The sequence below is a fragment of the Burkholderia sp. Bp8984 genome, assembly GCF_003853755.1.
GTDB lineage: Bacteria > Pseudomonadota > Gammaproteobacteria > Burkholderiales > Burkholderiaceae > Burkholderia.
Genome location: NZ_QTQN01000011.1, coordinates 152206 through 172263 on the forward strand (window position 1 = coordinate 152206; position 20058 = coordinate 172263).

Consider the following 20058-nt stretch of genomic DNA (forward strand, 5'->3'; position numbering starts at 1 on the left):
CGCGGGCGTCGAAGATTCGTACGCACACCGCGGCCGCCAGCGCGATCGCCGTGGACTGGTCGCCATCGCGCAGCCCAGCGACCCGAGCGTGAAGATGCCGAGGCGCGTCAGCATGATCGGTCGCCGCCCGGACCGGTCCGAGAGCGGCCCCATCACGAACTCGAGCGACACGGCGACCGCTGCGTAGCCGCCTAGCGACAGCGCGACGAGCGCATAGTCGGCACGCAGGTCGCGCGCGATCGCCGGCAGCGACGGCAGGAACAGGCTCAACGGCAGCACCGAGAACGCGCACAGCAGGATCAGCGTTGCGTGTCGCGGTGCAGCCGGCTCGGAAGCGATCGGCAAGTTTGGATGCAAGCGGGTGCCCACCCCGCACGCGTCGCGTGGACGTGCGCAATGCAAAAGACGTTCTTCGTGGATTTCCGGGGAGGTCGGTTGTCGACCCTGAACGGCCCTTCAGATTCATCCAAAGCGGCCAATCGTTGTGACCTGCAGCGGGATTTTGTAGCCACGCTCGATGAGTATCTTGGCCTCGGCGCGACTGCGGAATCATGCCCGATTAAATTGCTTCTCCCGCAGCGTGCCGTCGGAACCTTCAACGGAGTCGTTCTGCCAATGGCGGCAAGAACGGACACAGCGTGTACGATCTGGTCTTCAAGAAAACCATCCAAGGAGAGAGGAATGAATCCGGAACAGGCCCGAGCCGAAGAAACCCAGGCGATGGAGCGCATGGTGGCCGCCACGCTGCGCGTGCAGAGTACGTTCGCCTCGATGCAGAAGCAATTTCCGCCGCAAGGCAGCGGCGAGCCCTCGCCGTTCGCGCTGCAAACCTTTGATGCCGCCCTGCAGGAACTTGAAGACGCACAGGCCGCGTTCGATGCGCTGCTGAACGATCTGATCGACGGTAACCGCTAAAGACCACGCCCTTATCTGCACCGATTGTCGACGATCTAAAAAGCTGTGTCGAACGGCCGTTTGTGGCCGAACACTGCCCAACTAGCCGTCAATTCATAAAGCAGTCGATCGAAGAACCTCCGCCGAAGATGCCACCGACCGCGGCCAAGTTCCGCGTTTGCAAAACCGGTCCCCCACCAGGACTCACGGGCGCAGCCCGAACACGCCGTGCCACAGAGCGCTGAAAAAATCCGTATGCGCGTGTTCGTCACTCCTTCGTGCGTCGCTCTTTGGCGCCTGCTCCGATGCCTCCTGTGTCGCCCTCTCGTCGCCTTGCGGCATCTGCTCATCACGCTGCCCGTCCCGCGATGCGCCCGGCTGGCGCGACGCATGCAGCTCGACCACACTGCCGGCAATGCGCTCGGCGAGTTGAACATCGCAATCACGGCCGAGCAGAACACCGAACACGACGTCGCGGTTGTGCCCTTGCTCGGCGAAGCGCATCGCCAATGCCACGAACCGCGCATATTCCGCTTCGCGCTCTGCCTTCAGGCGTTCCTCTTCTTCGCGAAGCCGTGCGTGACGGCGCATTTCCTCTGCGTAAACGGTGTCATAGACGCGGCGCAGCTTCGGGTCCGAGAGAATCGCGTATGCCTCCTTGATCTCCTGAAATCGCGCATGCGCGTCCGCTTCGGACCCGACGTTGCGGTCGGGATGTGCTTTCATCGCTGCTTTCCGGTAGCCGCGCTTGATTTCCTCGTCGGTGGCGTTCTCGCGCACACCGAGCAATTCATACATTGTCGTCATGGTGCGTCGGGATGAAAGTCGGATCGCATTGATCGTAGCATGTCGCCGCGGCGCCAATCCGCCGGGTTGAGAATTCACCAGGTACTGAACATCCTGACTGCAGGTCAGGGGCGCTTTGGCAGATGACGAGATCCGAATCATTCTCGTCGGAACGGCCGTTTGCCGACTGGAGCGGTCGCGCGAGTGTCCGAATGAGCATGCAGCAATCGTTCACCCCGATGGCCAAGGTCAGTGGCCGCTTTCGAGCGGCTATCGAAACACGGCTGCCACCCAGGTTCGTCGTAGTCGACGAGCCAATCCGTTCAACCCTGCCTCTTCGTGAAGCGCTCCCGTTTTGTATCTCCATGCTGGAACAACGGTGCGTACTCGTGCAAATCTCGCGGCGAGATGTCGAAGGCTCGACGGAATGCACGAGTAAAGCTTGATGCATCATTGAAGCCCAACCCCGAGGCAACGTCCTGTACCTCCACATTGGGAAAGCGCACCAGTTCATCGGCCGCCATTCGCAGCCTGCGGTTGCGGATATAAGCGGCCAAGCCCCCTTCATGCTCGAATATTCGGTACACGCTGGCGCGTGAGAGATTAAGCGACGCCAACACGCTGTCGGGCGACAGATTCGGATCATGCAGATTTGCCTCGACGTGCCGCCGCACTTGCCCGTATACAGCAGCGCGGACCGCCGCGCGGGCATTGCCGGCAAGACCCGCCTGGCGGCAGAAGGCCGCAACGATCAACTCTACCGCCGTGAGCAAGGACCGATGCGCTTCGTCCTTGCTCAGTCCGACGATGGTTTTATTGAGCGCCACCAGATGCTCGATCAGCATGCGCGTCAGAGGATCGGTAGCGTGAATCCAGCGGCCATGCAGCGACGCCGCATCAGGGAATGACTTTTCCACCAGTGCGCGTGGCACAAACAGGAGAAGTATCCGGCTATGAAAACTCCGGACCGTGCACGGCTGATCCATGTCCAGGGCGAGGATACTTGGCACGTGCGGCACGTGCGGCGCGTCGGACCGTGGTTTGCCGCCCAGGAACTGCCCCGGCGATCCTTCAAGGTATATGCTGAACGAGACGTCCCGCACGCTCTCGGTCGAAACCCGACCCAACGATCGCACGGCCAGGTTCGGCCCCGTGCGAAAGTCGAAGATGCTCAGATTGTCGATCGTGTAACGGGACATCGATGCATCGAACGTATCCTCGGCTTGCTTCGACGAAGGCAATATGTCGTAGACGGGACTCATGCGCTCTTGCCAGGCCAGCAAGCTTCGACGGGCGTCGCCTTGAACGCTGAAACTGCTGTGCACGATGCCGGGCGCGAGCACCGGCCGCTCCGGCGGCAACAACAGGCGGCCTGGCGGTATCGCAGTGTGTAGTGGGTCGTCGTTCAATGCGGCGCTCTTCGCTGATTTTCGTCCGGCTTTGATCTGCCCAGCACTCCTGAACGCCATATCGATCCAATCGCTCGCCCGGAACGCGCTAGTGCAGCATGGGAAGCATACCAGTACGTGCTTTGCCGTAGCACACGGCGCGTCCCCTCCCGCTTCTTCAGCATCACGCAATCGTTTGCGAATCGCGATTTCACCACCTGCGCGAAGGCGAGCCTGATCGCTCGTGCTTCCGGCAATTCGACCGGGCCCAGCGCATCCGATAGAAGTTCCGTTTTTTTGAGACGGAGTGTCAAGCCGACCCGACCGCCCTTTCTAGAATTCTCGGGGCCGCATGTCCGCGGGTGCTTGCCTGTTTCAGGCGGCCACAGGCTGTCGAATCCGGCCACGCGATAGTTGTCGAAGGCCGCCTGTAAGGCATGCGTCAACGGCTTCGAGTTGCAGAGCCCGAAGCGGGCCGCTGCCGGTCAACAACATCCTTGGGGAATCACCGATGGAATCGGAGCACTCCACCATGTCTCGCTCGCGGATGCCCACCGCAGGGGCGCCGACGCGAGTCGACATTGTGCTGTCCAACGGATTTGCACTGCACGACGTCGCGGCGATCATCGAGATCTTTCATAAGGCAAGTGCGCTGACGACAGCTCGCCAGTCCGGCGAGGCGCGCTATGACGTATCGCTGGTGTCCGCTGCCGGCGGCCGAATTGCCGCCTCTTCATCGGTCTTCGTCTGGACGGAAAGCATCGATTCGCGGCGGCGCGTGGAAGGCAAGCAGATCATGTTCGTCGCAGGCGGAGCGGCTGCTGATCCGGCCTGTCGCGACAAGCGGCTGATCGATTGGCTGCGCCGCCAGCATCCGCTATGCGAAACCGTTCATCCGATCGCAGACGGAAAGCTTCTCCTGGATGCGGCAGGTCTTCCGAGCGGATTTCGTGCCGCCAACGACACGCCCGACATGCAGGCCGCCAGATCGCCGGGCGGCGAGCCTGATGCCATTCGCATTGCGTTGCGCGTGGTCGAAGACGATTTGGGCGGCGAGCTCGCGCGGCAAGTGTCCGGGTCTCTGGCGATGCCGGCGCCTGCACCGTCGGATGCGTTCGTTGCGGCGAGCAACGCGCCACGTGTGAGCGAGCAGATCACGGCATCCGCGCGCTGGCTGGAGGCGAACGTCGACCGGCCCGTCTCGATCGATGCTGCGGCGCAAGTCGCGGCCATGAGCGCGCGCAACTTCCTGAGAAGGTTCAAGAGCGAGATCGGCATGACGCCATCCGACTACCTGCAGCGCGCGCGCTTGAACATGAGCTGCAGGATGCTGGTGGAATCGAGCTTGCCGGTCGACAAGGTCGCGCGTCGCTGTGGCATCAACAGTGGCGCCCAACTGGCGCGGCTGTTCCGGAAATACCTGTCGACAACGCCGACTGAATATCGCATGCGTAACGATGCGACCACCGGCATGGCGTGAGTGCAACGTACATCGGCCGACGTGCGCTCGATTCCGGTGCCACGCGTTGCGCGTCGTCGCGATCAGGGGCGCCCATGAAGCGCGTCGCAACCTGTTCGCCGTTTCCGGTCAAGCCGTCGCATGCGCTGCATCGTCCACATGACGAATCGACGGAGCGCCGCCGCTCTTCCCCGCGCCCCCGTCGACACCCTACCGCGCCCGCACCGACACGAACTTGCGTGCGTTCTCGCGCTGAATCAGCACGGCGATCACGCCGCCTTTCGCTTCGAGCGCCTGCACGTCGTCCGGCGTTTCGAGCAGCGTGTCGTTGAGTTCGAGCACGACGTCGCCGGGCCGGATGCCCGCGTTCGCGGCCGGCCCGTGCACCGCATCCACCATCATCCCGACCGCGAGCCCGGTCGAACGCCGTTCGGCGTCGCTCAGCGGATGCATCGTCAGCCCGAGCCGATCGCCGGAGTCTGCCGGCCGCGCGGCGGCCATCGCCACGCCGGCGGCACCGGCCACGCCAACCGTGCCCGCGCTGCCCGCACTGCTGCCCGTCGCGGCCGCGTTGTCGATCGCGTCGCCGGCCCCAACTCCCGCTCCCGTGACAGTCAGCATCATCGGCGTGCGGTTGCGGATCAGCCGCAGCGGCGCCTTTGCGCCGGGCGGCAACGCGGCGGCCAGGTCATTCAGCTCGGCCGACCGTCCGATCGGCTTGCCGCCGAACTTCACGATCACGTCACCGGGCTTCACGCCGGCCGCGGCGGCGGGCGAGCCGGCATCGACGCCGTTGACGAGCGCGCCCGCCGGACGCGGCAGGCCGAACGCCGCGGCCAGCCCGACGCCGACATCCTGCACGTCGACACCCAGCGCATTGCCGGACGACGCACGCTGCGCCTGAGCATTGGCCCGCATCTGCGCCTGCACCTGCGCACGCACCTTGATGGCGAGTGCGATCGGAATCGCGAACGTCGTGCTCGCATAACGGTCGGCATCCGTATAGACCTGCACCGCGATGCCGATCACGTCGCCCGCGCGATTGAACACGGGGCCGCCCGAGTTGTCGGGGTTCACCGCGATATCGGTCTGGAAGAACGGAAACGCGCTGCCGTCCGGCAGCGCATGCGACGTCGCGCTGACGATGCCGGCCGTGACCGTGTTGCCCGAGCCGTCCGGCGCGCCGATCGTCATCACCGGTTCGCCGGCACGCACCCGCGACGAATCGCCGATATGCACGACCGGCAGCTTTGTCGCGTCGATGTGCAGCACGGCGACGTCGCTCTGCGGATCGACGGTCACCACCGTCGCCTTCAACTCTCGACGATCGGCCAGTCGCACCGTCACATCGGTCGCGTCGGCGACGACATGCGCGGAAGTCAGGATCACCCCGTCGGCGCCGACGATGAAGCCCGAACCGATGCCCGCGATCGCGCGCGGCGACGTATCAGGCGCAGGCGCCTGCGCGCCTTGCGCGGGCGGCAGCGGCGCGCCGCGGCGGAAGAACGCGGCAAGCGGATCGTCGGGATCGAGGTACACGAAGGACGGCCCGCCGGCCTGCTGGTCGGTCGCCGCGGTCATGACGGTCACGATCGTCGGGCCGTAGCGATCGACGATCGCCGAGAAGTCGACCGGCATCGAGTAAGACCGTGCGGCAGGCCTGTTCTTCATCACCGGTGGCGTGGCGGGCGGCGCGACGGTCCCGGCAGCGGCCGGCGGCGCCGCCAAAACCAGGGCGAACACGCCCCCGATCAACGCGGTGCGAAGCACGGCGCGAGCAAGCGTCTGGCGAACCACGGTGCACCTCCCCCGGGCAGTCGCAGCGCCGACCCGCGCGAGACGCGCGGACGCCCGACAAGCACCGGTACACCCCTCCATTTATAGTCCACGCCACCTCGGGAACATACGAATCGAAACCCGCATGCCGGGTGGTCGGGCAGCGGCGGAACCGCGACAGCGTTCGTTCCGGACAAAGTTCGCGGTTCGTCAATCGGAACATTCCCCCGACGCGGCGGCGAGGCGCGACGCAATGCGTCCCGCGCTACCAGGCCAGCGCCAGAAAATTGCGCACCACCGCCGACGGATCGTCGCGCCGCGACGCAATCGCGAGCCTCGCGCGCAGCCCGTTTCCCGCGACCTGCCGATACACGACGCCCGCGACCTGCACCTGCGTGATCGCCTTCGGCACGATCGACACGCCGAGCCCGGCCGCGACGAGCGTCACCGCCGAAGCGATTTGCGGCGCTGGCTGCGCCATGCGCGGCTGGAAGCCGGCGGCATTGCACGCGGCGACGATGTCGTCGAACAGCGCGCTGCCCGCTTCGCGCGGCACCTGCACGAACGCCTCGTCGGCCAGCTCCGCCAGATCGATCCGACGCCGCTGCGCGAGCCGATGCGCGACCGGCATCGCGACGAACATCGGCTCCTCGTCCCAGTCCGCTGCCTGCAGCGTGTCCGCGATGCGGCGTTCCGGACGAACGATCGCGACGTCGAGCCGCCCGGCCGCCAGCGCGTCGAGCAGCACGCCGGAGGTCGCCTCCTGCAACGTCAGATCCGTATCGGGAAACGCTTCGCGAAAGCGGCGAATCAGGTCCGCTACTTTCGAATTGAAGGCCGCCGTCCCGGTGAACCCGACCCGCAACTGCCCGATCTCCCCGCGCGCCGCCCGTCTTGCCGCCCGCGCCGCGCGCTCCGCGTCGTCGAGCACGCGCCGTGCCTCTTCCGCGAACACTCTCCCGCCACGGTCAGTTCAGCACCGCGTGCGGTCCGCTTGAACAACGCCACGCCGAGTTCGTTCTCGAGCGCCTTGATCTGCTGGCTGAGCGGCGGCTGACCCATGCCGAGCGTTTCCGCGGCCTTCGTGAAGTTGGATGTGGCCGCCACGGCCAGAAAGTATCGGAGATGCCGAAGTTCCATGCGTTGACGTGATCCCGGGGTAGATGGAGGCGGCGTTCGAGCCAGTCGAAAAACGTATCGCTACGGTTCATTTCATATATTGGACATATACATGAGCGTGCGCAAGAATTCGGGCATTCCCTGACCCATCGGGCACCTGTCATGTCCACTCCCGCAATGTCACCCGCCACGAATCGCGCCGCGAACGCCGCGCCGGATGCGCTGCCTATCGGCGTGTCGCCGCGCTCGGCAGCCTACAAGCGCATCGCGCTGGCGCTGTTCCTCGCCGGCTTTTCCACCTTCTCGCTGCTGTACTGCGTGCAGCCGCTGCTGCCCGCGTTCGCACGCGAGTTCAACATCGGCGCGGCGTCGAGCTCGCTGTCCCTGTCGCTGTCGACCGGGCTGCTGGCGGTCTCCATCCTGTGCGCCGGCGCGCTGTCCGAACGCGTCGGACGACGCGGGCTGATGTTCGCGTCGATGACGCTGGCCGCGCTGTTCAACCTGCTCGCCGCGATTTCGCCGAACTGGAACCTGCTGCTGCTCTGGCGCGCGCTCGAAGGGTTCGCGCTCGGCGGCGTTCCGGCGGTGGCGATGGCCTATCTCGCCGAGGAAATCGCCGCCGACGGGCTGGGCCTGGCGATGGGACTCTACGTCGGCGGCACCGCGTTCGGCGGCATGATCGGGCGGATCGGGATGAGCGCGCTCGAAGAGTATTTCTCGTGGCGCACCGCGATGCTGACGATCGGCGTGGTCGACCTCGTCGCGGCGGTCGCGTTCGTGATGCTGCTGCCGCAGTCGCGACGCTTCGTGAAGCGCACCGACCTGACGCTGCGTCACCATCTGCGGCTGTGGAACGCGCAGCTGCATCACGCGCGGCTGCCGTTCGTGTTCGCGATCGGCTTCCTCGTGATGGGCGCGTTCGTGACCGTCTACAACTACGCCGGATTCCGGCTGACGGCCGCACCGTTCAACCTGAGTGCGACCGCCTGCGGGCTGATCTTCGGCGCCTATCTGTTCGGGATGGTGTCTTCGTCGAGCGCCGGTGCGCTCGCCGATCGTCTCGGGCGCGCGCCCGTCCTCGTCAGCGGCATGCTCGTGTTCGCGGCCGGCCTCGCGCTGACGCTGTCGCATTCGCTCGTCGCGATCATCGTCGGAATCGTGCTGATCACGATCGGCTTCTTCGTCGCCCATGCGGTCGCGAGCGGCTGGGTCGGGCATCTCGCCGGTTCCGCGAAGGGGCACGCCGCGTCGCTCTACCTGCTGGCCTATTACCTCGGGTCGAGCGTGCTGGGCTCGATCGGCGGCTCGTTCTGGCAACACGGTGCGTGGAGCGCGGTCGTCGCGTATGTCGCGGTGCTGCTCGTGCTCAGCCTTGCAGCGGCGCACCGGATCATGCGCGTAGAACGCGTGCGGTAAGCACCGGCTCGCCCGCTGCGCCTTCCGGCGATTTGTGGCGGATTTGCGGTGAATTCGCGGCGATGCGACTGCGCCTCACTCGCCCGCGACCCGATGCGCGATCGTCGACAGCGTCCGCAGCATCGGCGCGAACGCATCGGCCGACGTATTGCCGAACCCGAGCACGAGCCCGTTGGCCGGCGACGTCGCGTGGATCGAGAACCCCGACAGCGGGAACGGCCCGATCCCGTGCGCGCGCGCCGCTTCGACGATCACGCGGTCGCGATAACGGGCCGGCAGCCGCAACGCCAGATGCAGCCCGCACGGCCCGCCCTCGACCTGATGCGGCACGGTGAACGCGTCGTCCAGCGCGGCGAGCAGCGAGCGCCGCCGGTCGCGATACAGCCGCCGCATCCGCCCGAGATGGCGCCCGTACTCCCCCGTCTCGATGAAATCGGCGAGCGCGAGCTGCACGTGGCGCGTCCCGCCGCGCAGCATCTCCGGCAACGCTGGCCGCACCGCGGCGAGCAGCGCGTCGGGCAACACGAGAAAGCCGATCCGCAAGGCCGGAAACATCGTCTTGCTGAACGAGCCGAGATAGACGACCGGCGAATCGGCCGCGAGCCCGTGCAACGCGCCGATCGGCTCGCCGGTATGCCGAAACTCGCTGTCGTAATCGTCCTCGATGATCCACGCGCGATGCCGGCGTGCGGCGTCGATGAGCGCGAGCCGGCGCGAGATCGACAGCACCGCGCCGGTCGGGAACTGGTTCGACGGCGTGGTGTAGACGAGCCGGGGCGTCCGTTCGCGCCAGTCCGTGTCGGCCGCGCGCAGCCCCTCCGCGTCGACCGGCATCGGCACGACGTCGAGATCGGCCGCCTGCATCGCGGTGCGCGCACCGCGATAGCCGGGCTCCTCGACCCAGACCGTGTCGCCGGGGTTCGTCAGCAACTGCGCGCACAGCGCGATCGCGCCCTGCGCGCCTTCGGTGATCACGATCTGCTCCGGATCGCAGCGCACGCCGCGCGCCACGGCCAGGTGGCGCGCGATCGACTCGCGCAGCGCGCGTTCGCCGAGCGGGTCGCCATACGCGAGCAGGTCGTGGCCGGCTCGGCGCAGCGCGCGGTCGATCGCATGCCGCCATGCATCCACCGGGAAATGCGACAGCGCGGGCACGCCCGGCCGGAAGCCTTCCGACTCGCCGGCGCCGATCAGGCTCGGGCGGATCCGGCCGAGCCGCTGCGCGACGGCCGGCGGTGCGGCCCGCCGGCGCGGCGCGGCCGGCCGCGACAGGCCGACCACGCGCGTGCCGCGGCGATCGGATTGCAGGAAGCCTTCGGCGACGAGCTGCTCGTAGACGGCCGCCGTCGTGTTGCGCGACACGCCGAGCGTCTCGGCCAGCGCGCGCGTGCCGGGCAGCCGCGTGCCGGCCGGCATCGCGCCGCCGAGAATCGCGTCGCGCACGCGGCGCAGCAGTTGCCGCTGCAACGAAGGCGCGCCGGCCGTGCGCGCGAGCGGCGCGTCGAGCGGCAACAGCGGTGCGTCGCCGGAAGAAAAGGCAGTCGTCATCGGGATATCGCAGTGTGGAAGCCTCGGGGCATGGCGCGTCGAGCGCGGCGCCGGCATGGCACCGGCGTGGCGCGTTCGTGGCGCGTTCGTGGCACCATAAATTTGCTGTCGGCTGGCGCTTCTCATGGTACCTCGCCGGGACTACGATCGTCTGCATGCCGGCATGTCGCCGGCCGCCAACCGAAGCGAGATCGACCTTGTCCACGCTCACCAACGACTTCCAGCAGCCCATCGGCCACCCCGTCCCCGACTGGTCCGCGCGCCCTCGCCCGGAGCGCATCGTGCTCGAGGGCCGCTACTGCCGCCTCGAACCGCTCGACGCCGACCGCCATGCCGCCGACCTGTACGCCGCGTACGCGCAGGCGCCGGACGGCAGCGACTGGACCTATCTCGCGCACGGGCCGTACGCCGACGAGTCGAGCTACCGCGACTACGCGCGCGGCGCGGCGGCCAGCGCCGATCCGCTGCACTACACGGTGATCGACCGCGCGACGAACCGCGCCGTCGGCACGCTCGCGCTGATGCGCATCGACCCGGCCAACGGCGTGATCGAGGTCGGTTCCGTCACCTTCTCGCCGCTACTGAAGCGCACGCCGATTTCGACCGAAGCGCAGTACCTGCTGATGAAGTACGCGTTCGACACGCTCGGCTACCGGCGCTACGAATGGAAGTGCGACGACCTCAACGAACCGTCGCGCAAGGCGGCCGCGCGGCTCGGCTTCCGTTACGAAGGCACGTTCCGGCAGGCGATCATCTACAAGGGCCGCAACCGCGACACGGCATGGTTCTCGATCGTCGACGGCGAATGGCCGGACGTGCGCGCCGCGTTCGAAGCCTGGCTCGCGCCGGAGAACTTCGACGCCAGCGGTACGCAGCGCGAGACGCTCGTCGCGATCCGCCACGCGCGGGCGCGTGCGCGCGACGCGGCCGGCCGCGCGAACGACGCGACGCGCGTCACGGTCCGGCCGCTCGTGGCCTCCGACGAAGCCGCGTGGCGCCCGCTGTGGCAGGGCTACCAGACTTTCTACGAGACCGCGCTGAGCGACGCCGTGTTCGCGACGACATGGGCGCGCCTGATGGATCCCGCCGAACCGATGTTCGCGCTCGGCGCCTTCGACGCGTCGGGTACGCTGGTCGGCATCGTGCACGCGATCTATCACCGCTCGTGCTGGACCGAAGGGCCGTACTGCTATCTGCAGGACCTGTTCACGGCGGCGGACGCCCGCGGGCAAGGCGCGGGCGGCGCACTGATCGAAGCCGTGTACGAGCGGGCCCGCGAAGCCGGCGCAAGCCGCGTGTACTGGCTCACGCACGAAACCAACACGACCGCCCGCGCGCTGTACGACAAGCTCGCGAACAACGCGGGGTTCATCCAGTACCGGAAGGATCTCAAGTAACGCGAGAGTGCAACCGGTCGCTCAGCCCGGGGCATCGACCGGATCCGTCGCCTCGCCGCGGCCTGGTGCCGCGCGACACGCGGCGCCAGCCGCAGGCGGCACCGACGCGGGGTGGATCATCTCGTCGCCGTTGACCGGCACCGGCCGCCGCACCGGCCGGTACACCGGTTCGCCCGGCTCGATCGCCTGCCCGGAGATCGCGCAGCGGCCCGCCTGCAACGCGACGCGCAAGCGCCAGCGTTGCTCGCCGTAATGGCAGCGCCCGCTTTCGCTCCAGCGCACCAGCAAGCCGTCGTCGCCCGCTTCCAGAACCGACACGAACAGTTGCGGCCGCAACGGTGAAACGCCAGGTGCGACAGGCTCCGGAGTCGGCGCGCGATCGGCACGCTCCTGTGGCCGCGCCATCCCGACGTCTGCCGGTAACGGCATCGCGTCCCGCTCTTCGGCTACCAGCATGTGGTACGACACATACTCGCAGATCAGGCATTCGATAACGTTTGGCATGCTTGACGACATTCCGTGAAGATTGAGACGAGCCGCGCTCGGCCCTTCGCACGGCAGCAACGACCGATTCGGTCATGCACCCCGCCTCCGGTGCAACCGCCATGCACGCATGGCGATCGGACATTGCCGCAGATGATACAAATTGAAGTTAACTTCAAGTAAAGGGGAAACATGCGCAACGATGCGTTTCGCTGATCGCCACAATGGACCGCAACGACCACGGCTACGACGCCCACGACCGAACCGCGCGTCTCGCGTTTCGTCTCAAACGGCTGAGACGAATGTCCCGGCGTCTCACCCGCCGCGTCCCGTCGCAATCGCAGCAAATTTCGCGTTTGACTCGCCCGGCCCCGGCTGACGTCGATGCAGCGCGGCCTGCTGCATCGCACACGGCCCGCCCGGCGCCTTCGCCACCCGAGCGCCGATTCGAGCTGGCCCCGTTCCTGCATGTCGGTCGCTCGCGCAATCGCGCGACGGACGAACCGGCCCCCTGGGTCGCGCGTCCGACGACAACCTGACGGAGACAGCAACGTGAGTACACCGGCATCGAACACCGCTCCCAGCATGAAGGCCGCCGTCTGGCATGGCCGCCACGACATCCGCGTCGAAGAGGTTCCCGTTCCGGCGCATCCGCCGGCCGGCTGGGTCCAGATCCGCGTGCACTGGTGCGGGATCTGCGGCTCCGACCTGCACGAGTACGTCGCCGGGCCCGTGTTCATTCCCGTCGACGCACCGCATCCGCTGACGGGCCTGAAGGGCCAGTGCATCCTCGGCCACGAGTTCAGCGGCGAGATCGCGGCGCTCGGCGCCGGCGTGACGGGCTTCGCGGTCGGCGAGCGCGTGACGGCCGACGCCTGCCAGCATTGCGGCACCTGCTGGTATTGCCGGCACGGGCTGTACAACATCTGCGAGAACCTCGCGTTCACCGGGCTGATGAACAACGGCGCGTTCGCCGAATTCGTGAACGTGCCGGCCGAGCTGCTGTACAAGCTGCCCGACAACTTCCCGACGGAGGCCGGCGCGCTGATCGAGCCGCTCGCGGTCGGGCTGCATGCGGTGAAGAAGGCCGGCAACATCGTCGGCCAGACCGTCGTCGTGGTCGGTGCCGGCACGATCGGCCTGTGCACGATCATGTGCGCGAAGGCCGCGGGCGCCGGACGCGTGATCGCGCTGGAAATGTCGGCCGCGCGCAAGCAGAAGGCGCTGGAGGTCGGCGCGACGATCGTGATCGATCCGAAGGCGTCCGACGCGGTCGCGGAAGTCAAGGCGCTGACGGGCGGCTACGGCGCCGACGTGTCGTTCGAGTGCATCGGGCACACGGCCACCGCGCAGCTCGCGATCGACGTGATCCGCAAGGCCGGCAAGTCGGTGATGGTCGGCATCTTCGAGGAGCCGACGTCGTTCAACTTCTTCGACATCGTGTCGACCGAGAAGGAAGTGATCGGCTCGCTCGCGTACAACGGCGAATTCGCGGACGTGATCCGCTTCATCGCGGACGGCCGCATCGACGTGCAGCCGCTGATCACCGGCCGGATCACGCTCGGCGACATCGTCACGCACGGCTTCGAGGAGCTGGTCAAACACAAGGACCGGAACGTGAAGATCATCGTCCAGCCCGCGGCCGCCTGACGAACCGTTGACCGGACGATGACGGCCGCGCGGCGGCCGGACGCGGCGCCGAACGGTCCCGGGGCATCCCGGGCGCGGCCCCGCCCGGGCCGCCGCATGTTTCCGCCCGTTTTCGGTGCGTGCACAACCGCGCCGGTGCGGCGCGCGGGGTCGGACTTCGATATACTCGAAGCGACATCACCGCCCCGCGCGCCACCCGCGCGCCCGCTTCCGTGAAACCACGAGCCGGCCTGATCCTCGAACTCTTCGTCAACCTGATGCTGCCCTGGGTCGCGTACCGGGTCGCGCATCCGTATTTCGGCGAAACCGGCGCGCTGTACGCGTCGGCGATTCCGCCCATCGTCTGGTCCGTCGTCGAATTCATCCGCTCGCGCCGCATCGATGCGGTGGCCGCCGTCGTGCTGCTCGGCATCGCGCTGTCGATCGCCGGCATGGCGCTCGGCGGCAGCGCGCGCACGCTGCTGATGCGCGAATCGCTCGCGTCCGGCACGATCGGCGTCGTGTTCCTGCTGTCGTTGTTCCGCGATCGTCCGCTGATCTTCTATCTCGCGCGCGCGACGGTGGCCCGCGAGATGGCCGGCGGCGCCGCGCGTTTCGAGACGGTCTGGGCCGAGCAGCCGGGGCTGCGCCTGATGCTGCGCCTGATGACCTTCGTGTGGGGCGCCTGCATGACGCTGGAGATGCTGCTGCGCCTGTGGATGGTCGTCACCTGGCCCGTCGAGCGCGTGCTCGTCGTGTCGCCGATCATGGGCTACACGGTGTTCGGCACGCTGCTGCTGTGGACCTTCTGGTACCGGCGGCGGATGCGCGAGCGCAACAGCGTCGACATCCCGACCCGCGACGGCGTCACCGAGATCGCCGGCCGCTGAGCGCCCGCCCCGTCCGCCCCGCGCGGCCGGCCCGGCGGCCGTCACGGCCGCTGGGGTATGATGCGCGGCTCTCGTTCGCCGCCTGCATCGCCCCATGTCTCTCTCGCTTCTCCCGTGTGCCACGATCTGGCTCGCACTGTTCGCGGCCGCCGCGTTCGCGTGGCAGCGCCCGCTGCATGGCCTGAGCATCGCCGTTGCCGCGCTCGGCTATGCCGGCGCGCTGGCGTTCGGCAAGCTCGAACCGATCGTGCTCGCGCCGCTCGCGTTGCTCGCGGCCGCCGCCTGGGGCGTCGCGCCGGGCCGCCCGCTCGCGCTGCGGATCGTCGCGCACGTCGTGTTTGCCGCGCTCGCGATCGCGCTGAGCCTGCACCTGCTTCCCGGCTTCCACAATCCGCGCGTGATCGAGCCGACGCGTTTCACGCCGGATGCCGTGCCGTTCACGATGTACCTGAATTTCGACAAGCCGCTCGTCGGCCTGTGGCTGCTGTGGGTGCTGCCGTGGGTGGCGCCGGACGTCGCCCCGGCACGCGCGCTGCGCACCGGCGCCGTGGCGGCCGTCGCGACGGCGGCGGCCTGCCTGGCCGGCGCGCTCGCGTTCGGCATGGTCGGCTGGGCGCCGAAATGGCCGGCGTCGGGCTGGATGTGGCTCGTCAACAATGTGCTGCTCGTCACGCTCGCCGAGGAAGCGCTGTTCCGCGGCTACGTGCAAGGCGGGCTCACGCGTGTGCTCGGCCGGTTCGGCTGGGGACCGTGGGCCGCGCTCGCGATCGGCGCGGGGCTGTTCGGCGCCGCGCACGCGGCCGGCGGCTGGCCCTGGATCGTGCTCGGCACGGTGGCCGGCATCGGCTACGGCCTCGCATGGCGGCGCGGCGGACTGCTCGCATCCGCGCTCGCGCATGCGGGGCTGAACGTGATCCACTTCGCGCTGTTCACCTATCCGATGCTCGCCGCCGCACGCTGAACGCCGTGCGCGGCGGCGGCATCCCGCCGGTTTCGCGCGGTCGAACTCAGTTGAAGCCGGCTACCGCGTGCGGCACGTAAGGGCCTTCGAGCGTCGCGATTTCATCGTCCGTCAGCTTCAGCTGCAGCGCGCCGAGCGCATCGTCCAGATGATGCGGCTTCGAGATGCCGACGATCGGCGCGGTGACGCTGCGCTTGTGTGCGACCCACGCGAGCGCGACCTGCGCACGCGGCACGTTGCGCGCGGCGGCGATCGCCGCGACGGCCTCGACGACCGCGCGATCGGCACCGGCCGTCGCGTCGTACATCCGCTGACCGACCTCGTCGCTCTGCTGCCGGCCGGACGACTCGTCCCAATTGCGCGTCAGCCGGCCGCGCGCGAGCGGGCTCCACGGAATCACCGCGATGCCTTCGGCCTCGCACAGCGGCAGCATTTCCCGTTCTTCCTCGCGATACAGCAGGTTCAGGTGGTTCTGCATGCTGACGAAGCGGGTCCAGCCGTTCTGCTTCGACGTATACAGCGCCTTCGCGAACTGCCACGCGAACATCGACGACGCACCGATGTAGCGCGCCTTGCCGGCCTTCACGACGTCGTGCAGCGCCTCGAGCGTCTCCTCGATCGGCGTGCCGTAGTCCCAGCGGTGGATCTGGTACAGGTCGACGTAGTCGGTGCCGAGCCGCTTCAGGCTCTGGTCGATGTCGGTCATGATCGCCTTGCGCGACAAGCCCGCGCCGTTCGGCCCCGGGCGCATCCGGTAGAACACCTTGGTCGCGATCACGACGTCGTCGCGCTTCGCGAAGTCGCGCAACGCACGGCCGACGATCTCCTCGGACGTGCCGTCCGAATACATGTTCGCGGTATCGAAGAAGTTGATGCCGGCCTCGATCGCGCGCTGGATGATCGGGCGGCTTTCCGCTTCCGGCAGCGTCCACGGGTGGGTGCCGCGCGACGGCTCGCCGAACGTCATGCAGCCCAGCACCAGCTTCGACACGTCCATCCCGGTCGACCCGAATTTCACGTATTCCATCGCTCGCCTCGTCATTGAAGTGGAGTTGCGGCCGGATGCGCGGCCCGGTTCGGTGCACCGGGCACGAACGCCGTGCGCTGCATCGGCCAGACGTCGCATGGTATCGCGCAGCGCGCGAACGCGTAGTCGACGCGACGGCCTGCTGCCCGGCCGGGTCGCGCAGGAACGCCGACGCGCCGGAACCGCAGCCCGATCGCACTCGAGCAAGGCTTCGACGGCGCAAACCGGCGCGCCACGCAGCATCCATGATCAGAATGCGCGGCGTGGCGCCGCGCCGGTTGCCGCGTCGACGAACGAACGGATTACTCGCGAACGACGAACGGCTTACTTGATCTGGTCGGCGAGCGGCTGCAGGAATTCGGAGAAGCCGGTCAGCATGATCTGCACGCCGATGCACAGCAGCAGGAATGCCGACACGCGCTTCGCGACCTTGGTGCCTTCGGTGCCGAGATAGCGGGAGAGCAGCGCGGCACGGCTGTAGGTCAGCCAGATCACGACCGCGACGAGCGCCGACACCGAGATCGACACGATGCTCGACAGCATGAATTCCGACAGCTTGTGCGTGCGGTTCGCGTTCAGCGCGATCGCGGTGGCGATCGAGCCGGGGCCGACGGTCAGCGGCACGGTCAGCGGGAAGAACGCGCGGGTCATGATCGCGTTCGCATCGATCGGCTTGATCGGCGTATCGCCGCCGCCCGCCGGCCCGTCCGGCTCGTTCAGCATCTGCCAGCCCGCGACGGCGACCGCGAAGCCGCCGCCGATCCGCAGCGCTTCCATCGAGATCCCGAAGAAATGCAGCACCGGTGTGCCGGCGAAGAACGCGACCAGCAACACGATGAACGCGTTGAACGCCACCTTCTTCGCGAGCAGGTTGCGCTCGTGCTCGGTCAGCGCCTCGGTGCGTTCGAGAAACAGGAACGCGATGCCGATCGGATTGATGATGCCGATCAGGCCGGTAAAGCCGAACAGGATCTCGGAGATAAGGCGATTGACGATCATCGGGTGCGAAGAAGCGGTCGGAGCTGGGCCGGCGGCGCGCCGGGGGTCACGCATTGTAGAGCAAGCGCCCGCGCGCGAGACGCAAATCGCGCCCCGGGCCCGGCGGGCCGCGCCGCCGCCTTACTCGGCGCCCGGCTCCCAGGCCGGCGGCCGCTTCGCGAAGAACGCGGCGAAGCCCTCCTTCGCTTCCGGCGTCGCCCGCACGCGGGAGATCGTCTGCGCGGTGAACGCCGCGCGTTCGTCCGACGGCGGGTACTCGCCGATCGCGTCGAAAAAGCGCTTGATCTCCATCAGCGCGTTCGGGCCGTTGCGGCTCAGCTCGGCGAGCGTCTTGTCGAGTGCGGCGTCGAGCGCGTCGAGCGGCACGGCCTGGTGGATCAGCCCGATCGCGACGGCTTCGGCGGCCGCGAGTTGCGTCGCGGTCAGCGCGAGCCGGCGCGCCTGGCGCTGGCCGACCGCCTCGACCAGATACGGGCCGATCACCGACGGCAGGATCCCGAAACGGGCCTCGCTGACCGAAAAGCGCGCGTGATCGCTCGCGATCACGATGTCGCAGGCCGCGCACAGGCCGACGCCGCCGCCGAACGCGTGGCCCTGCACGCGCGCGACCGTCGGCTTCGGGCACTGCCGGATCGCGCGCATCATCGCGGCGAACCGCTCGGCGTCGCGCAGGTTCGCGGCCGCGTCGTTCGCGCTCGCGCGCTGCATCCACTGCAGGTCGGCGCCCGCGCAGAACGCGCGACCGTCCGAGCGCAGCACGATCGCGCGCACGTCGTCGCGCCGGCCGAGCGTGGTAAACGCGTCGGTCAGCTCGGCGATCATCGTCTCGTCGAACGCGTTGAGCACGTCGCCGCGCTGCAGCGCGACAGTCGCGATGCCGCGCGCATCGACGGCCACGGCCAGGGTTTTCAATCCATCCATCGAACAGGTTTCCTCGGGGTAGAAACAGGGAACGGCGAAACTCAGGCGGCCTGCCGGCGGTCGATCACCCGCCGGGCCTTGCCGGTCGCGCTCGCGGGAATGCCGCCCGCGGCGAGCACCGTCACGCCGGCCGACACGCCGATCATCGTCTTGATCCGGTGCTGCAGCTCGCGCGCGATCGCCGCGCGCTCGGCATCGGTCACGCACGCGACGGCCTCGGAGCGCAGCTCGACCGCGAGATCGAGCCGGTCCATGTGGCCGTCGCGCGAAAGCGTGATCTGGAACTGCCCCGACAGCTTCGTCTGCGCGACGACGATTTCCTCGATCTGGCTCGGGAACACGTTCACGCCGCGCACGATCAGCATGTCGTCGGAGCGGCCCGTGATCTTCGCGAGCCGGCGCATCGCGCGCGCGGTCGGCGGCAGCAGCGCGGTGAGGTCGCGCGTGCGGTAGCGGATCACCGGCATCGCCTCCTTCGTCAGCGACGTGAACACGAGCTCGCCCTCGCTGCCGTCCGGCAGCACCTCGCCGGTCGCCGGGTCGATGATCTCCGGATAGAAATGGTCTTCCCAGATCACCGGGCCGTCCTTCGTCTCGACGCATTCGCACGCGACGCCCGGGCCCATCACTTCCGACAGCCCGTAGATGTCGAGTGCGTCGATGCCCACGCGTGTCTCCACTTCCTCGCGCAGCGCCTGCGTCCACGGCTCCGCGCCGAAGATGCCGATCTTCAGCGACGACTCGGCCGGGTCCATGCCCTGCCGCACCATCTCGTCGATCAGGTTTAGCATGTACGACGGCGTGACGAGGATGATCTTCGGCTCGAAATCGCGGATCAGCTGCACCTGCTTTTCAGTCTGCCCGCCCGACATCGGCACGACCATGCAGCCGAGCCGCTCCGCGCCGTAGTGAATCCCGAGGCCGCCCGTGAAGAGCCCGTAGCCGAATGCGTTGTGCAGCGTGTCGCCCGGGCGGCCGCCGGCCGCGCGGATCGAACGCGCGGTCACGTTCGCCCACGTGTCGATGTCGCGCGCGGTGTAGCCGACCACCGTCGGCTTGCCCGTCGTGCCGCTCGACGCATGCACGCGCACGACCTGCTCGCGCGGCACCGCGAAGAGGCCGAACGGGTAGTTGTCGCGCAGGTCGTGCTTGGTCGAGAACGGGAATTTCGCGAGATCGGCGAGCGTCTTCAGGTCGTCCGGATGCACGCCCGCCGCGTCGAACGTGCGGCGATAGTGCGGGACGTTGTCGTACGCGTGGCGCAGCGACCACTTGAGGCGCTCGAGCTGCAGCGCCTGCAGTTCGTCGCGGCTGGCGGTCTCGATCGGCTCGAGGGCGGCGGCGGGGTGCGTCGGGTGAGTCATC

General features: G+C 68.0%; 16 protein-coding genes and 2 pseudogenes. 7 read left to right on the top strand and 11 right to left on the bottom strand.

From position 1 onward, the window contains the following. Window positions 1–48: 48 nt before the first annotated feature. Window positions 49–357, bottom strand: a pseudogene (locus tag DID98_RS14285) (MFS transporter); the annotation flags it as partial. 324 nt (window positions 358–681) lie between these two features. Between DID98_RS14285 and DID98_RS14290 the strand changes: the two are divergent. Continuing rightward, the gene (locus tag DID98_RS14290; protein WP_011549124.1) at window positions 682–915 is read left to right on the top strand and encodes a hypothetical protein; all 234 of its coding nucleotides are present in this window, start codon (window positions 682–684) and stop codon (window positions 913–915) included. Window positions 916–1098: 183 nt separating this feature from the next. On the opposite strand, the gene DID98_RS14295 is transcribed toward DID98_RS14290, so the two are convergent. Together DID98_RS14295 and DID98_RS14300 are read right to left on the bottom strand one after the other, a co-directional pair. Further along, window positions 1099–1701, bottom strand: coding sequence for a J domain-containing protein (locus tag DID98_RS14295; protein ID WP_124570913.1), 603 nt, complete (start codon window positions 1699–1701; stop codon window positions 1099–1101). A 302-nt stretch (window positions 1702–2003) separates the two neighbouring features. After that, a complete protein-coding gene (locus DID98_RS14300; RefSeq protein ID WP_260428073.1) occupies window positions 2004–3089 on the bottom strand; it encodes a helix-turn-helix domain-containing protein in 1086 nt (361 codons plus the stop codon). A 490-nt stretch (window positions 3090–3579) separates the two neighbouring features. On the opposite strand from DID98_RS14300, the gene DID98_RS14305 reads away from it, so the two are divergent. Next, on the top strand, window positions 3580–4548 hold the full coding sequence (locus DID98_RS14305; RefSeq protein WP_124570915.1) for a GlxA family transcriptional regulator: 969 nt from the start codon (window positions 3580–3582) through the stop codon (window positions 4546–4548). 189 nt (window positions 4549–4737) lie between these two features. On the opposite strand, the gene DID98_RS14310 is transcribed toward DID98_RS14305, so the two are convergent. Both DID98_RS14310 and DID98_RS14315 read right to left on the bottom strand, forming a co-directional pair. After that, window positions 4738–6324, bottom strand: coding sequence for a trypsin-like peptidase domain-containing protein (locus DID98_RS14310; protein WP_185640850.1), 1587 nt, complete (start codon window positions 6322–6324; stop codon window positions 4738–4740). Between the two features lie 244 nt (window positions 6325–6568). After that, window positions 6569–7443: pseudogene (locus DID98_RS14315) on the bottom strand (LysR family transcriptional regulator). A gap of 141 nt (window positions 7444–7584) precedes the next feature. On the opposite strand from DID98_RS14315, the gene DID98_RS14320 reads away from it, so the two are divergent. Then, a complete protein-coding gene (locus DID98_RS14320) occupies window positions 7585–8838 on the top strand; it encodes an MFS transporter (protein ID WP_124570917.1) in 1254 nt (417 codons plus the stop codon). A gap of 75 nt (window positions 8839–8913) precedes the next feature. Here the strand turns inward: DID98_RS14320 and DID98_RS14325 are convergent, their stop codons facing one another. Further along, the gene (locus DID98_RS14325; protein ID WP_124570918.1) at window positions 8914–10386 is read right to left on the bottom strand and encodes a PLP-dependent aminotransferase family protein; all 1473 of its coding nucleotides are present in this window, start codon (window positions 10384–10386) and stop codon (window positions 8914–8916) included. A gap of 197 nt (window positions 10387–10583) precedes the next feature. Between DID98_RS14325 and DID98_RS14330 the strand changes: the two genes are divergently transcribed. Continuing rightward, window positions 10584–11783: a GNAT family N-acetyltransferase gene (locus DID98_RS14330; protein WP_124522066.1), complete on the top strand. Its 1200-nt coding sequence runs from the start codon at window positions 10584–10586 to the stop codon at window positions 11781–11783. 21 nt (window positions 11784–11804) lie between these two features. Here DID98_RS14330 and DID98_RS14335 read toward each other — a convergent pair whose 3' ends face one another. Continuing rightward, window positions 11805–12287, bottom strand: coding sequence for a DUF3331 domain-containing protein (locus tag DID98_RS14335; RefSeq protein WP_124570919.1), 483 nt, complete (start codon window positions 12285–12287; stop codon window positions 11805–11807). 564 nt (window positions 12288–12851) lie between these two features. On the opposite strand from DID98_RS14335, the gene DID98_RS14340 reads away from it, so the two are divergent. From DID98_RS14340 to DID98_RS14350, 3 genes are all read left to right on the top strand, one after another. Next, complete coding sequence (locus DID98_RS14340) at window positions 12852–13916, top strand: 2,3-butanediol dehydrogenase (RefSeq protein WP_124570920.1); 1065 nt, start codon at window positions 12852–12854, stop codon at window positions 13914–13916. 212 nt (window positions 13917–14128) lie between these two features. Continuing rightward, window positions 14129–14785, top strand: a complete 657-nt coding sequence (locus DID98_RS14345) for a VC0807 family protein (RefSeq protein ID WP_124570921.1) — start codon at window positions 14129–14131, stop codon at window positions 14783–14785. 94 nt (window positions 14786–14879) lie between these two features. Then, on the top strand, window positions 14880–15746 hold the full coding sequence (locus DID98_RS14350) for a CPBP family intramembrane glutamic endopeptidase (RefSeq protein ID WP_124570922.1): 867 nt from the start codon (window positions 14880–14882) through the stop codon (window positions 15744–15746). A gap of 46 nt (window positions 15747–15792) precedes the next feature. Here DID98_RS14350 and DID98_RS14355 read toward each other — a convergent pair whose 3' ends face one another. The 4 genes from DID98_RS14355 to paaK all read right to left on the bottom strand — a co-directional run bounded on the left by DID98_RS14355 (window position 15793) and on the right by paaK (window position 20057). Next, window positions 15793–16773 (bottom strand): aldo/keto reductase, encoded by a 981-nt coding sequence (locus DID98_RS14355; protein WP_124570923.1) that lies wholly within the window; start codon window positions 16771–16773, stop codon window positions 15793–15795. Between the two features lie 324 nt (window positions 16774–17097). Beyond that, entirely contained in the window at window positions 17098–17772 is a 675-nt protein-coding gene (locus DID98_RS14360; RefSeq protein WP_044843309.1) for a MarC family protein, read from the bottom strand. Between the two features lie 120 nt (window positions 17773–17892). Next, window positions 17893–18693: an enoyl-CoA hydratase-related protein gene (locus DID98_RS14365; protein WP_124522073.1), complete on the bottom strand. Its 801-nt coding sequence runs from the start codon at window positions 18691–18693 to the stop codon at window positions 17893–17895. A 41-nt stretch (window positions 18694–18734) separates the two neighbouring features. Further along, window positions 18735–20057 (bottom strand): phenylacetate--CoA ligase PaaK, encoded by a 1323-nt coding sequence (paaK, locus tag DID98_RS14370; RefSeq protein ID WP_124484622.1) that lies wholly within the window; start codon window positions 20055–20057, stop codon window positions 18735–18737. Window position 20058: the final 1 nt, after the last annotated feature.